The 13,359-nt window shown below is 66.3% G+C and carries 11 protein-coding genes; 6 read left to right on the top strand and 5 right to left on the bottom strand.

All coding sequences use genetic code 11. From position 1 onward, the window contains the following. Window position 1: 1 nt before the first annotated feature. Window positions 2–1,042, top strand: a complete 1,041-nt coding sequence (locus tag AC56LY_RS16110; protein ID WP_499581135.1) for an acyltransferase — start codon at window positions 2–4, stop codon at window positions 1,040–1,042. 90 nt (window positions 1,043–1,132) lie between these two features. Further along, window positions 1,133–2,836 carry a response regulator gene (locus AC56LY_RS16115; RefSeq protein ID WP_499581137.1) on the top strand — a complete coding sequence of 568 codons (1,704 nt, stop codon included), beginning with the start codon at window positions 1,133–1,135 and terminating at the stop codon, window positions 2,834–2,836. Window positions 2,837–2,884: 48 nt separating this feature from the next. Here AC56LY_RS16115 and AC56LY_RS16120 read toward each other — a convergent pair whose 3' ends face one another. The 4 genes from AC56LY_RS16120 to AC56LY_RS16135 all read right to left on the bottom strand — a co-directional run bounded on the left by AC56LY_RS16120 (window position 2,885) and on the right by AC56LY_RS16135 (window position 6,728). Then, window positions 2,885–4,501 carry a DEAD/DEAH box helicase gene (locus AC56LY_RS16120; protein ID WP_499581139.1) on the bottom strand — a complete coding sequence of 539 codons (1,617 nt, stop codon included), beginning with the start codon at window positions 4,499–4,501 and terminating at the stop codon, window positions 2,885–2,887. Window positions 4,502–4,781: 280 nt separating this feature from the next. Next, a complete protein-coding gene (locus AC56LY_RS16125) occupies window positions 4,782–5,531 on the bottom strand; it encodes a hypothetical protein (protein ID WP_499581141.1) in 750 nt (249 codons plus the stop codon). 23 nt (window positions 5,532–5,554) lie between these two features. Continuing rightward, window positions 5,555–6,175 carry an LON peptidase substrate-binding domain-containing protein gene (locus AC56LY_RS16130; RefSeq protein WP_499581143.1) on the bottom strand — a complete coding sequence of 207 codons (621 nt, stop codon included), beginning with the start codon at window positions 6,173–6,175 and terminating at the stop codon, window positions 5,555–5,557. 109 nt (window positions 6,176–6,284) lie between these two features. Continuing rightward, window positions 6,285–6,728 (bottom strand): hypothetical protein, encoded by a 444-nt coding sequence (locus AC56LY_RS16135; RefSeq protein ID WP_499581145.1) that lies wholly within the window; start codon window positions 6,726–6,728, stop codon window positions 6,285–6,287. 201 nt (window positions 6,729–6,929) lie between these two features. On the opposite strand from AC56LY_RS16135, the gene AC56LY_RS16140 reads away from it, so the two are divergent. After that, on the top strand, window positions 6,930–9,224 hold the full coding sequence (locus tag AC56LY_RS16140; RefSeq protein WP_499581147.1) for a CHASE domain-containing protein: 2,295 nt from the start codon (window positions 6,930–6,932) through the stop codon (window positions 9,222–9,224). Between the two features lie 16 nt (window positions 9,225–9,240). On the opposite strand, the gene AC56LY_RS16145 is transcribed toward AC56LY_RS16140, so the two are convergent. Further along, window positions 9,241–11,067 carry a bifunctional diguanylate cyclase/phosphodiesterase gene (locus AC56LY_RS16145; RefSeq protein ID WP_499581149.1) on the bottom strand — a complete coding sequence of 609 codons (1,827 nt, stop codon included), beginning with the start codon at window positions 11,065–11,067 and terminating at the stop codon, window positions 9,241–9,243. Between the two features lie 330 nt (window positions 11,068–11,397). Here AC56LY_RS16145 and AC56LY_RS16150 point away from each other — a divergent pair, with 330 nt between their 5' ends. The 3 genes from AC56LY_RS16150 to AC56LY_RS16160 are packed head-to-tail and all read left to right on the top strand — an operon-like array spanning window position 11,398 to window position 13,311. Next, window positions 11,398–11,823: a YbaN family protein gene (locus AC56LY_RS16150; RefSeq protein ID WP_499581151.1), complete on the top strand. Its 426-nt coding sequence runs from the start codon at window positions 11,398–11,400 to the stop codon at window positions 11,821–11,823. A gap of 59 nt (window positions 11,824–11,882) precedes the next feature. Further along, entirely contained in the window at window positions 11,883–12,341 is a 459-nt protein-coding gene (locus tag AC56LY_RS16155) for an Rrf2 family transcriptional regulator (protein ID WP_499581153.1), read from the top strand. Further along, window positions 12,328–13,311: an NAD(P)/FAD-dependent oxidoreductase gene (locus tag AC56LY_RS16160; protein ID WP_499581155.1), complete on the top strand. Its 984-nt coding sequence runs from the start codon at window positions 12,328–12,330 to the stop codon at window positions 13,309–13,311. The genes AC56LY_RS16155 and AC56LY_RS16160 overlap by 14 nt, the downstream gene beginning before the upstream one ends. The last annotated feature ends 48 nt before the right edge of the window (window positions 13,312–13,359 follow it).

Below are 13,359 nucleotides of genomic sequence, written 5' to 3' on the forward strand. Positions count from 1 at the left end.
TATGACCCAATCCCTTGCCACCCCGTCACGTGACCATGCACTGGACGGCATGCGCGTCGTCGCCACGCTGCTCGTCATTGTCATCCACGTCAGTGCCAAGGGATTCGGGCTGATGAGCGAGCGTAACTGGTGGGCGGTCAATGCCTGGGAAAGCGTGGCGCGCGTCTCAGTGCCCCTGTTCTTCATGATCAGCGGTGCACTGCTGCTGTCGCGACAGCACTCGATCGCGTCGATCGGCCGGCGCGAGTGGCGCATCGTGCTGCCACTGGCCGCCTGGTCGGTGCTTTACCTGCTGTGGCTCCGCTACGCCGGCCAGCAGCATACCGACTGGCCAGCCCTGATTGCCAGCGGCCCCGTGGTCGGCCACCTGTGGTACCTGTATGCGCTGGCCGGTGTGTACGTCTTTCTTCCCGTGCTCGCGGCATTTCACCAGAACACCACGCTGCGCATACAACTGTTCTGTCTGTTTTTCTGGTTCATCGCAGCCAGCGTCGTGCCGCTTGAAATCGCGCTGACCGGGCGCCGGGTGGCAGGGATCGACTGGGCTGCGCTGCATCTGTATCCCGGCTACATGGCGCTGGGGGCCGTGCTGTACCGCTACCTGCCGGCAGTGCCGCGGCGCCTGCATGTGGCCGGTGCCTGGCTCGCGTGGATCGTGCTGGCCGTGGCGATCGCGGTGGCGACCTGGTGGCGCAGCCACACGCTCGGTGGCGCCAACGAAACCTTCTATGTCTATTCCAGTCCGCTCGTGGTGCTGGCCGGCGTGGCCGCCTTCGTGGCCCTGCGCGCACTGGGTGCGACCTGGGCGCCCGAGGGCACATTCAGGCAACGGGGCATTGCCTGGTTTGCCGCGACCAGCTTCGGCGTCTACCTGATCCATGTCTGGGTCCTGTTTGCTCTCGACGCAAAGGGCATCGACTACCGCTTCATCAACCCCTGGCTCGGAATCCCGCTGCTCACGCTGCTGGCCGCCGGGATCTCGGCGTTGTTGATTCGCATTCTGCAAGCCATTCCGTTCGTCCGCGCGATTGCACCGCGCTGATATAACACCGGGGTTTGTGCGCTCACGTACGGAAACGAGTCTGCCAGTCCAATTAAAGTAGAGGTCACAACCTCCGCTTCAAGGAAACGCATGGTACTCGGACCACCCAAGGACGACACGCTCAAAAAAGACCTCGATGTACAAGGAGGCGGCCAAAGCCGCGGCGTACCGGCCGCCGGCCAGGTCGAGGGCAATGCCGTCAATCCGATGGGCCCGCCCGAGGACAACCCCGGCGTGAACCACTGGCAGGCCAGCTATATCGAGCACGGCGGCCTGGATGAACGCGGCAACATCTTCTTTGCCGCGGTGGAAATGACGCGCATGCCGATGCTCATCACCGACCCGCGCCAGCCCGACAATCCGATCGTGTTTTCGAATGGCGCGTTCGAAGACCTGACCGGCTACAAGCAGCAGGATATCCTGGGGCGCAACTGCCGCTTTCTGCAGGGGCCGGACACCGACCGCAACACCGTGGCCGAGCTGCGCCAGGCCGTCGCCGAGTCACGCGCGGTGGCCGTCGACCTGCTGAACTACAAGGCCGATGGCACGCCATTCTGGAACGCGCTGTTCTTTGGCCCGATCTTCGACCAGCAGGGCGAGCTGATGTTTTTCTTCGCCTCGCAGATGGACATTAGCGAACGCCGTACGACGCAGGAATCCCACCTGCAGGCGCAAAAGATGGAGGCGATCGGCCAGCTGTCGGCCGGCATGGCGCACGATTTCAACAACCTGCTGCAGGTCATCAACGGCAATCTGGATGTGGCGCTGCTGGGCACCGAACGCCAGCACAAGGCGCTCGAGCCGATCCGGCGCGCGCAGCGCGCGACAATGCAGGCGGCCAAGCTCACCCAGCAACTGCTGACCTTTGCACGCAAGCAGCGGCTCGAGCCCAAGCGCCTGAGCCTGAACAGCCTGGTGGTCGAGTTTTCAGACATGCTGGTGCGCACGCTGGGCGACAAGATCGACCTGCAGCTCGACCTCAAGCCGGGCCTGCCGGCCTGCACGATCGACCCGACCTACCTCGAGATGGCGCTGCTCAATGTGGTGCTCAATGCGCGCGATGCGATGCCGGGCGGCGGCGCGGTGAAGGTCGGCACCACCGTGCTGTCCGAAGACCGGCGCCGCAAGCTGGGCCTGCGCGCCGGCGACTATGTCTGCATCTGCGTGGTTGACGAAGGCCAGGGCATGACGCCGGACGTGCGGCGCCGCGCGACCGAGCCGTTCTTCACGACCAAGGGGCCGGGCACCGGCCTGGGTCTGGCAATGGTACACGGTTTCGTGCAGCAGTCGCATGGCCGCCTGGACATCGACAGCGAACCAGGGCGCGGCACGCAGGTGCGCATGATCTTCCGCGTCGCCGATCAGGCCGAAGGAGAAGCCGGGGCCAGCGCAGTCGCGCAGGGCCCGGGCGCCGATGGCAAGCGGCGCTGCCGCATCCTGGTGGTCGAAGACAATGTCGATGTGCGCGAACTGGCCGAAGCGATGCTGCAGATGGCGGAGTACGATGTGGTGGCCGCGCCCAGCGGCGAGCGCGCGCTGGAGATCCTGGATACCGACGAGGGATTCGACCTGCTGTTCACCGATGTGATCATGCCGGGCGGGATGAATGGACTGGAACTGATCGAGCGCGTGCACGCCCGGCTGCCGGAGATGCCGGTGCTGGTCACGACCGGCTATATGGAACAGTTGCCGGGGTCCGACCTGCGCAGCGACGGTTTGAACGTGCTGGCCAAGCCGTACCAGCACCAGGACTTGCTGGACCGGATCAAGGCGGCGTTGAAGCGCACGCCTTGAAGTTGGTTTGAACGCGTGGACGGGAAACCCGTCCACCCTACCGCTTGCTTACTTCGGCCCGCCGCCGAGCAGGAACGCGAGTTTCTGCTTGCCCGGCTTGGCCGGCGCGTTGACCGGATCGGGATCCTTGCGCGGGCTGCTGGTTGGCTCGTAAGGCTTGAGGAACCACGGGTCGACGCGCTCGCGGCGCGAACCCGGGCCGGGACCGGTGCGCGGCGTGCGCGGCGCGCCACGACCGGCTTCGGCATCACGGCGCGGGCCGCGGTCTGCATCGCGTGGTGCTGCTGCGTCGCGGCTGCCATCGCGCACGAATTCACGGCTGGCGTCGCGCGGTGGACGGCTCGCATCACGGCCCGAGTCACGGCCCGAGTCGCGGCCCGAGTCGCGGCCCGAGTCACGGCCGAATTCGCGGCCGCCAGCGGCATCACGCGCACGACTGGCCGGTGCCACGAAACCGTCGAGCGTGCCGCGCGTGATCGTCTGCTTGATCAGCTTTTCGATGTCGAGCAGCAGGCGCTCGTCTTTTTCGGAATACACCGACAGCGCGTCGCCCGAGGCGCCGGCGCGGCCCGTGCGGCCGATCCGGTGCACGTAGTCTTCGGCGTTGTATGGCAGGTCGTAGTTGATCACGGCCGGCAGGTCGGTGATGTCCAGGCCGCGCGCAGCGACGTCGGTCGCCACCAGCACTTCGACACCGCCATCCTTGAACGCGTCCAGCGCCGCCATGCGCTCCTGCTGCGTCTTGTCGCCGTGGATCGCTGAGGCCTTGATGCCGCGCTTCTCGAGGTGCGTCGACAGGCGCGAGGCGCCGATCTTGGTGTTCGAGAAGATGATCACCTGCTTGAGGTTGCGCGAGCGGATCAGGTGCTCGACGACGTCGCTCTTCTGCCCTTCGTCGACCTTGTAGACGATCTGCGTGACCTTGTCGGCAGTGGCATTGCTGCGCGCGACTTCGATGGTCAGCGGATTGTTCAGGAAGGTGTTGGCCAGCTTCTTGATCTCGGGCGAGAACGTGGCCGAGAACATCAGGTTCTGGCGCTGCTTCGGCAGCAGGTTGATGATGCGCTGCAGGTCGGGCAAAAAGCCCATGTCGAGCATGCGGTCGGCTTCGTCCATCACCAGCATCTGCACCTGGCCGAGGCTGACGTTTTTCTGCTCGATGTGGTCGAGCAGGCGGCCCGGCGTGGCGATGACGATCTCGACACCGGCGCGCAGCAACTCGGTCTGCGGCTTCATGTCCATGCCGCCGAAGACGACGGTGGCGCGCAGCGGCGTGTGCTTGGCGTAGGCCTTGACGTTCTCGGCCACCTGCACCGCCAGTTCGCGGGTCGGCACGAGGATCAGCGCGCGCACCGGGTGGCGCGCCGGCGACATGCTCGGATTGGCGTGCTGCATCAGCAGCTGGATGATCGGCAGCGAGAAGCCGGCTGTCTTGCCGGTGCCGGTCTGGGCGGCGCCCATGACATCGCGGCCCTGCAGCACGACGGGGATTGCCTCGGCCTGGATCGGCGTCGGGTGCACATAGCCCTGATCCGTCAGTGCGCGCAGGATTTCAGGCGCCAGGCCAAAATCGGCAAAGCGCACGACCGGGACGGCGTCGGCGGCGACCAGCACATCCACGTCTGGCGTGACAGCGACTTCGGTATTGTTCGGGGTATCAGACATAGTTTTTTCGGGAAATCATTCGTTCAGCTCTACGATCGGGCAGGTTGACCCATCGCGATCGGCAGCACGCAGCGAAGGGGGACAACAGAAACCGGGCGCCGGCGCAAGGCGGCGGGACCGGAAGATTGGCCTGCAAGCGGGCCGGAGAAAGCGGACGTAGAGACACTTTTAGCGGGTGACAAGATACCCGAAATCGGCACCCATGTATATGCCCGCCACTTTTTTAAGCAGTTTACCAGAAGGAACACTGCGGCGTCCGCAGACAGCAACGGCGCCCTCTTCACCGGGCCCAGCCGCGTTGCTGGGCGGCGCGTTCAGCGGCCGGGTCGAGCGCGCTGCCGGCAATGCGCGCCTCGATCGCCGCGCGCACGGCAGGCGGCGGAATCGAACCGTCGAGCCACGCCGCGCCGGCCGTGCCCTGGGACAGCACCGGAATCGTCCAGCGCCCGCGGCGCAGGCAGGCCAGGCCCGCAGTGGTATCGACGACGAAGCTGCGGCAATAGCCGCCATCCTTGGCCACGAACGTGACGCCGATGCGCACCCCGCTGTCGGACGGGCCAGGCGTGGCCAGTTGATCGTCCAGGGCCGCCACCAGCGCGCCGCGCGCGACCAGCACGCCGTTGTCATGATCGAGCACGGCCAGGCCGGGGCCTTGCCCCAGATGATGCCAGCCGACTGCACCCAGCACGGCGCTGCCAAGCAGCGCCGCCGTGAGCGTCACCCAGTGCAAGCCAACGACGCGCTTCGGAGCGGGCGGCGGGAACGCCATGGGCCGGCCGGGGCGCAGCGTGTTCAGGTGCACCACCTTGGCCCCCTGCGGCGCCGGGTGCTGGGCGCTGGCGCCGCCATCGTGGCCATTGGCCGAGACCCCGACGCTGCGCCCGCGCCCGTTGCGCAGCTCGGCCCGGTGCTGGGCGACGCGCGCCGCCAGGATGGGATCGGCACGGGTTGCCCGCTCGACCGCCGCACGCGCCGGCTCGGCAAGGTCGCCGTTGATGTACGCAATGAGCAAGTCGTCCGAGAATGTCATGCTGGCTTGACCCCGATGAGCGGCTAGGAAGTGATCAACCCATGTTCGTCGAGGACATCGTGCAGCAGTTCAAGCCGGATCACGGGGTTATCAAGCATCAGCATATTGTGCTTTTGCTGGTTGGGCAATGGCAATAGCTCGCACCAGCGGTTGGCGACCCAGCCGCAGTCGTCCAGCCGGAACGGTGGTTGCACCGGCCAGCGATGCTGCGGTACTTCGTGCAGCGAATTGAGCACCCGGTCGAGCGCATCGGCCGCGCCCTGCAGTTCGGACGGAATGCGCACGACCTGGTCTTCTTCGGCCAGCTCGGCCTCGGCCACCCACAGCCCGTTGACGCGCTGCTCGGCGGTGACGACATTGAAGCGCGCTCCGCCCCGGCACAGCACCTGCAGCAGACCCGGGGTTTCGGCGGTGGTTTCGGTGACCGAGGCGATGGTGCCGGCAGCCACGAAGCGCTCTTGCTGCGCATCGGCTTTGCGTACCTCGTGACCGCTGGTGAGCAGGACGACGCCGAACGGCGTGCCGTCGACGATGCAGCGGCTGATCATGTCGAGGTAGCGTACCTCGAACACCTGCAGCGGCAGCACCCCGTCCGGAAACAGCACCGTACTGAGCGGGAACAGTGGCATGGAAATCGTCGACATGGGTTCATGATGACAGAATCGTCGCCAACGCGGGACACGATTGCCGGACGCCCGCGCGCGGCAAATTGCGGCGCGCCGCAGCCGTTGCCGTCGCCGTCGCCGTCGCCAGTCAATCGTCCGGCGAGCGCAGCGGCAGATAGCGCACCCAGTGGTGCAGGCTGCCCAGGCGCCAGACAAGGCGGCCCCAGCCGGGGCCGGGCGCGGCCACCACGCGCACGCGCACCGCCTTGCCCAGCACCGCCGGGCACACATAGTCGAACACCCCTTCTTCGCCGAACGGCAGGCGCACGTCGCGCCCGGGCGCAAGCTTGAGCGGGCCAAACACGATCGGCACCCGGTCACTGTTGCGCAGAAGCAGCACATCCTGCACACCCCGCGTCAGGCGGATTTCGCGTGGCACGGCCATCCCGCTGACCGTCACACCAGGCGGAAACGCCAGCAGCAGTTGATGACTGCCGCCCTTGATCGGAGCGAGCATGCTCCACAGCGCGGTCACGCCAAGTACGGCAATCAACAGCGTCAACGGCCAATGGCGGCGCAGAAATTGCGTCATGGCACCCCCACGTCATTACAAACCAGGCGATTCGGGCTAGAATGTTTCATAAAATAAATTAACAGCAAATGGGTCCGGCTGACATGGTTCATTAACAAATGAGCAAAAGTTGCGTGCGCCTTGCGAATGCGAGGGTGCGTATCCTGTGGAGATCTTACCGTTCCCATCCATTGCGCCATCACGGCTGCCCCACACAAGGACATGCAGCAGACCCCCACCCGCCCCTCTGCCTCGCCGCCGCCTGCCGCCGGCCATGCGCCACTATTGATGGCGCTGCTGGTGTTCGTGATCACGCTGCTGGTGACCTGGGTGGCCTGGTCGAGCGCGCAGCGCAATGCCGAAGCGCAGCTGCGCGAAGCCTTCGATTATCGCACCCGCGCGATGACCTACAACATCAGCCGGCGCATGCTCGTCTACGAACAGGTACTGCAAAGCGCCCGTGGTTTTTTGCGCGGTTCAGTCGATTTGCCTCGCGCCGTATTCGGCGAGTATTACCAGAGCCTGGACCTGGTGCAGAATTTCCCCGGCATCGGTGCGCTCGGCATCGCTACCCGGCTGGCGCCGGGCGACGTGGCGGCGCACGAAGCGCAGGTGCGCGCCGACGGTTTTCCCGATTACCGTGTTCAACCGGCGCCGGGCGACCCGGCATCGGGCCCGCTGCTCGCGGCGGTCTCGCACATCGAGCCGTTCAATGCGCGCAACCTGCGCGCGTTCGGCTTCGATATGGCCAGCGAGCCGGCGCGCCGCGCGGCCCTGCTGGCGGCGCGCGACAGCGGCCATGCGACCCTGAGCGGCAAGGTGGTGCTGATCCAGGAAGACGATGGCAGCGCCGAATCGGGCGTGCTGATGTACCTGCCCGTGTATCGCACCGGCCGCCTGATCGACGACGCTGCGCAGCGCCGCGCCGCACTGACCGGCTGGATCTACGCACCGTTTCGGATGAACGACCTGATGCGCCGGGTGGGCGGCGTCAGCGCGCCCGAACTCGACGTTACGATCCACGACGGTGACACCGCCACACCGGCCTCGCTGCTGTACCAGTCCGCTGGCGCAGCCGCGCACACGGCGCCGCGCTTTTTCGCGACCACCAGGATGATGATCGCAGGCCGCGTCTGGACCGTGCGGATGGGCTCCGGCGTCGATTTCGAAGCCGCGCTCGACACCACCCGGCCGCGCATGATCGGCATCGCCGGCATCGTGCTCGGCGCGCTGGCCAGCCTGATCGTCTGGCTGCTGGCCAGTTCGCGCCGGCGCGCACTCGAACTGGCGCATACGATGACGCTTGAACTGCGCGAGTCGCACGACCGCATCGCCGCCGACGGCCGCCGCATCCGCGTGATCCTGGAAACAGCCTACGACGGCTTCCTCGCGCTCGACCGCGAGGGCCGCGTGACGGACTGGAACGCGCAAGCTTCGCAGATCTTCGGCATGGAAGCCGACGACGCCATCGGCCGTCCGGCAGAGGAATTGCTGCCGGCCGAAGGCCATGCGGCGTTCCGCGACGCGTTCGACACCTTCGCCAGGAGTGGCGTGGGCCCGCTGCCGGGCCAGCCAACTGAAACCGAAGTGCTGCACACGAGCGGGCGGCGCGTGCCGGTCGAACTGGCGGTGGCGCTGCTGCCGCCGTCGGACGGCGCCGGGGCCACCGTGTTCGTGCGCGACATCACGTCGCGGCGCGCAGCCGAAGAACGCGAGCTGCAACGCCAGGCGCGCCTGGTGGAAGCGCGTCTGGCGATGCACCGGGCGCAGAAGCTCGAGGCGGTTGGCAAGCTCACTGGCGGCGTGGCGCACGACTTCAACAATATCCTGCACATCATCAGCGCCAACGTGCAGCTGATGCTGCGCGCCGACGGCCCGCCCACGCGCAAGCGGCTGCACAACGTGCTCGACGCGGTCGAACGCGGCTCGAAGCTGGCCGGCCAGCTGCTCGCGTTTGCACGGCGCCAGCCGCTGCACCCGAGCGTTGTCAACGTCGCCGAACTGCTCGACCGCAGCGACAGCCTGCTGCAGCGCGCCGCCAGCGACGCCGTCAAGCTCGAACGCAGCAGCGCGCCCGACCTGTGGCCGACGCTGGTCGACCCGAACCAGCTCGAGCACGTGCTGCTCAACCTGATCATCAATGCGCGCGATGCGATGGAAGGCGGCGGCCACATCGCGCTGCGGCTGGCGAACGTGACGATCGACGCGGCAGCCGGCCAGCTCGATACCGAACTGGCGCCGGGCGACTACGTGATGATCACAGTGGCTGACACCGGCCATGGCATGCCGCCGGAGGTGATGGAACACGCGTTCGAACCGTTCTTCACCACCAAGCCGGAAGGCAAAGGCACGGGACTGGGACTGTCGATGGCGCATGGTTTCGTGCGCCAGAGCGGCGGGCAGATCCGGCTGGCCAGCAAGCCGGACGCCGGCACCACGGTGACCATCTACCTGCCGCGCCATACGGCGCATGTGCTACCGGCCCTGGCCGTGCCCGATGTGGAGGCGTTGCCTTGATGCCGGCCGGTCGCCGTCAGACCCGGGTGCGGTAGCTGCCCGAGATCCGGTTGCGGCCGTGCGCCTTGGCGTCGTACATCGCCAGGTCGGCGCAGTGCAGCAGCGCTGCACCATCGTCGCCGCAATCGGGATACAGGGCGTAACCGATGCTGCCGGAGATATTCAGTTCGCGCGGGCCGTCGATGAACGGTTGCTCCAGGCAGGCCAGGATGGCGACGGCCACGCGCTCGGTATCCTGCGCCTGCGTGCAACGGGGCAGCAGCACGGCGAATTCGTCGCCCCCTATCCGCGCCAGCGTATCCGAATCACGCAGCACCGCACGCACGCGCTCGGCCACCATGCGCAGCAGGCGATCGCCGACCGCGTGGCCGTGCGTGTCATTGACGGGCTTGAACTTGTCGAGGTCAAAATAGATCATGCCCACCTTGTGGCCGTCGCGCGCCGCAACCCGGATCGCCTGGCGCATGCGGTCGTCCAGCAGCACGCGGTTGGGCAGCTTCGTCAGGGCGTCTTCATGCGCCATGCGCCGCATGCGCTCTTCTTCCTGCTTGCGCGCGTCGATGTTCGAGAACGTGCCAACCATGCGCAGCGGCTCACCGCGCTCGCCCCATTCGGTGACGGTGCCACGCGCCTCGATCCAGCGCCAGCTGCCGTCGCGCATGCGGATCCGGTGCACCATCGCGTAGTCGGGCGTGACGCCGTCGATATGCGCGCGCAAGGCGATGCGCACGGCATCGATTTCGTCCGGGTGGACCAGCTCGGCCATCCCCTTGCTGCCGAACCACGACACGCTCGCGTGTTCGCGGTCGAGGATGCGCTGCGCACTGGGCGAGAGCAGCGCGATGCCGTTCGTGATATCGCAATCCCAGACACCGTCGCCGGCAGCGTTCAGCGCCAGCTTCCAGCGTGCCTCGGCCGCCGCCAGCGCCTTGAGCGCGCGCCGGCGCCGGTCGGCGGCGCCGATCGCCGCCCATCCCAGCACGCCCAGCACGAGCGACACGAGCACGCCCACATTGCGCATCATCGCGCTTTGCTGGGTAAAGCGCGCTTCGGCGTCGTGCACGGCCTGGCCGACCGTGACCACCAGACCATAATCCGGCAGCTTGTGCCAGGCAAAGAAACGGTCGATCCCGTCGAGCAGGCTGACTTTGCGGAACATGCCATTGGGGCCTTTGGCCAGCATATGCGGTGCCTGCGCCATGTTGACGCCCATAAAGAGTTGGCCGTCCGGACGCGAAGTGCGCGCGATGATGGTGCCGTCCAGGCGCATCAGACTGACAGCGGCATCCGGACCCAGATCGATGCTGTCATAGAAACGCAGGAAGTACGATGGCGGAATCGAGGCGGCGATCACGCCCGTCAGGCGCCCGCCGGCATTGCGGATCGGCCGCGTGAAATGAATCGACCACTGCCCGCTGACAGGATCTTTCTCGGGGCGACCGACATACAGCTGGTCGCCGTCCTGCGTGCGGTGGACGGCAAACTCGGGCAACGCGCCCTGCGCCAACTGCCGTGGCTGCGCCTCATCGTTCGAATACAACAGACGGCCACCGGCATCGGTGACGGTAAAATGGATCGGCATGCGCAGATGCTGCGTATGCTCGGCCACGCCCTGGGCGAAATCAGCCGGATCGCGCTGCCACGTACCGCGCAACTGGACCAGCGACAGGTCGACCAGCCCCACCGTGGCCCTGACCTCTTCCGAAAAAGCACGCGACAGGTTCTGCACATTGCTCTTGCCGCTGGCTTCGGCCAGCGCTGCAAAGCGCGCCTGCTCGATCGCGACCAGGACCCAGACAGCCAGAAGCATCACGGCAACATACAGCACCAGTTGGCGTAACACACGGGGTCGGACGTAGCCGCCGAGTACAGCCCCCGACGAATGGGGCGAAGTGGGAAAAGACATGAAAGACGGCCGGATCGAGCCAGGCAGCAGGCGGACAGCACATGGAATGGAGAGCCGGGCGTGAAAGCAATTCCTGGTACTGCCAAATAAACGCGCCCGTCGTTGAGCGAACTATTATACTGACTTATCCGCAAAAAGTTGCAAATTGGAACGTAACGTTGCGCGATAATATACGGTTCAACCACGCTTCACCGTTGTATGGTTGCGCATAATGCATGATGGATAGTCATTTCGACAAGCGTGATCCGACGGTGCTAGAGTAGCGCCATGAAAGTTTTCTACAACATCCTCGGCGTGCTGGCTGTGCTGCTGGGCATCCTCGGCATCTTCCTGCCGCTGCTGCCAACCACACCCTTCCTGCTGCTGGCCTCGGCCTGCTTCGCGCGTGGCTCGGTGCGCCTGCACCGCTGGCTGATCGGGCATCGGGTGTTCGGCAAGTACATCGACAATTTCGAGGCCGGCCACGGTATCCCGCTCAAGGGCAAGATCGTCGCGACCATCATGTTGTGGGGCTCGATGGCATGGTCGTCGCGGCACTTCGACAGCATCGCGATCCTGATCATGATGGGCGTGATCGGCGCCTGCGTGAGCACCTATATGTGGTGGTACCTGCCGACCTTGAAGCTGCCGCGCGCAGTGGTCGAACCCACAGCCCCTGCCGAGCGCATCGTTTCCCGCACCGAACTGCCGTAAATGCCTGTTTTTTCATCCTGTCGTCGTCTGCCGCGCTTTTTTGTACTATCATTAGTTACATGAAACGCGACAGCAAACTCTCTTCCGTCCTCCACGTGCTGCTGCACCTGGCCCATAGCGACCGCCCGATAACCTCGGAGCAGATGGCCGGCATGCTCGGCACCAACCCGGTACTGGTGCGGCGCGTGCTGGCCGGCCTGCGCGAACGCGGCTACATCAGCTCCGAACGCGGCCACGGCGGCGGCTGGACCGTGACGTGCGACCTGGCGCAAGTCACGCTGCGCGATATCTACGATGCGGTGGGCGCGCCTACCGTGTTCGCGATGGGCAACCGCAATGAGCACAGCGAATGCCTGGTCGAGCGCGTGGTCAATGCCTCGCTCGAAAGCGCGTTTGCCGACGCCGAAGCGCTGCTGGTCGAGCGCCTCGGCCAGGTGAGCCTGGCCGACCTGTCGCGCGACTTCAACGGACGCTACGACAATCACCTTCACACGAGGCCTGCGCATGAACACGACTGAACCGACACCGGCATCACCATTGCCCTACGACGCCATCATCATCGGCGGCAGCTACGCCGGCCTGTCGGCCGCGCTGCAACTGGCACGCGCGCGGCGCCGCATCCTGGTGATCGACGCCGGCCAGCGCCGCAACCGCTTCGCCGCCGATTCGCACGGCTTTCTGACGCGCGATGGCCAGCCGGCCGCCGACATCGCCGCCGAGGGGCGCGCCAACGTCGCCGCCTATCCCAATGTGGACTGGCACGATGGCACAGCGACCTCGGCACGCCAGGATGGCGATACGTTCGTCATCGAACTCGATGGCGCCGCCACCGTGCGCGCTGCGCGGCTTGTGCTGGCCACGGGCGTGCGCGACGACCTGCCGCCCATCGACGGCCTGGCCGAGCGCTGGGGCAAGAGCGTGTTCCACTGCCCGTACTGCCACGGCTACGAACTGAACGAGGGCCGCATCGGCGTGCTGGCCAGCGGCCCGCTGTCGGTGCACCAGGCGCAAATGCTGCCGCACTGGGGCCAGGTGACGTTCTTCACCAACGGCGTGTGCCCGCTCGACGATGCACAACGGGCCGATCTGCAGGCGCGCGGCGTGGTGGTCGACGACACACCGGTGCGCCGGCTGGTGAATGTCGCGACCGTCGTGCTGGAAGACGGACGCCAGGAAATCATGACGGGCCTCTTCACCTACGGGCGCGTGCACATGGCCAGCCCCATTGCAGAGCAGCTCGGTTGCGCATTCGATCAGGGGCCGCTGGGACCGTTCATTCGCACGGACGAAGGCCGGCAGACCACGGTCCCAGCCGTGTTCGCCGCAGGCGACGCGATGCGCGCCGCCAGCACGGTGGCGCTCTCGGTGGCCGATGGCGCCATGGCCGGCGTCGGCGCGCATCGCTCGCTGCTGTTTGGCGTGACGCCATTTGCGGCGCCGATGATCCCTGCCGCCGCATCGTCAGCGTCTGCCGCCACGCGCGAATGAGCTTCTGCCGGTTTGTGTCGGCGTGACGGATAATGGCAGCGTCACTTC

Source organism: Telluria sp. ZT3P25 (assembly GCF_059685895.1).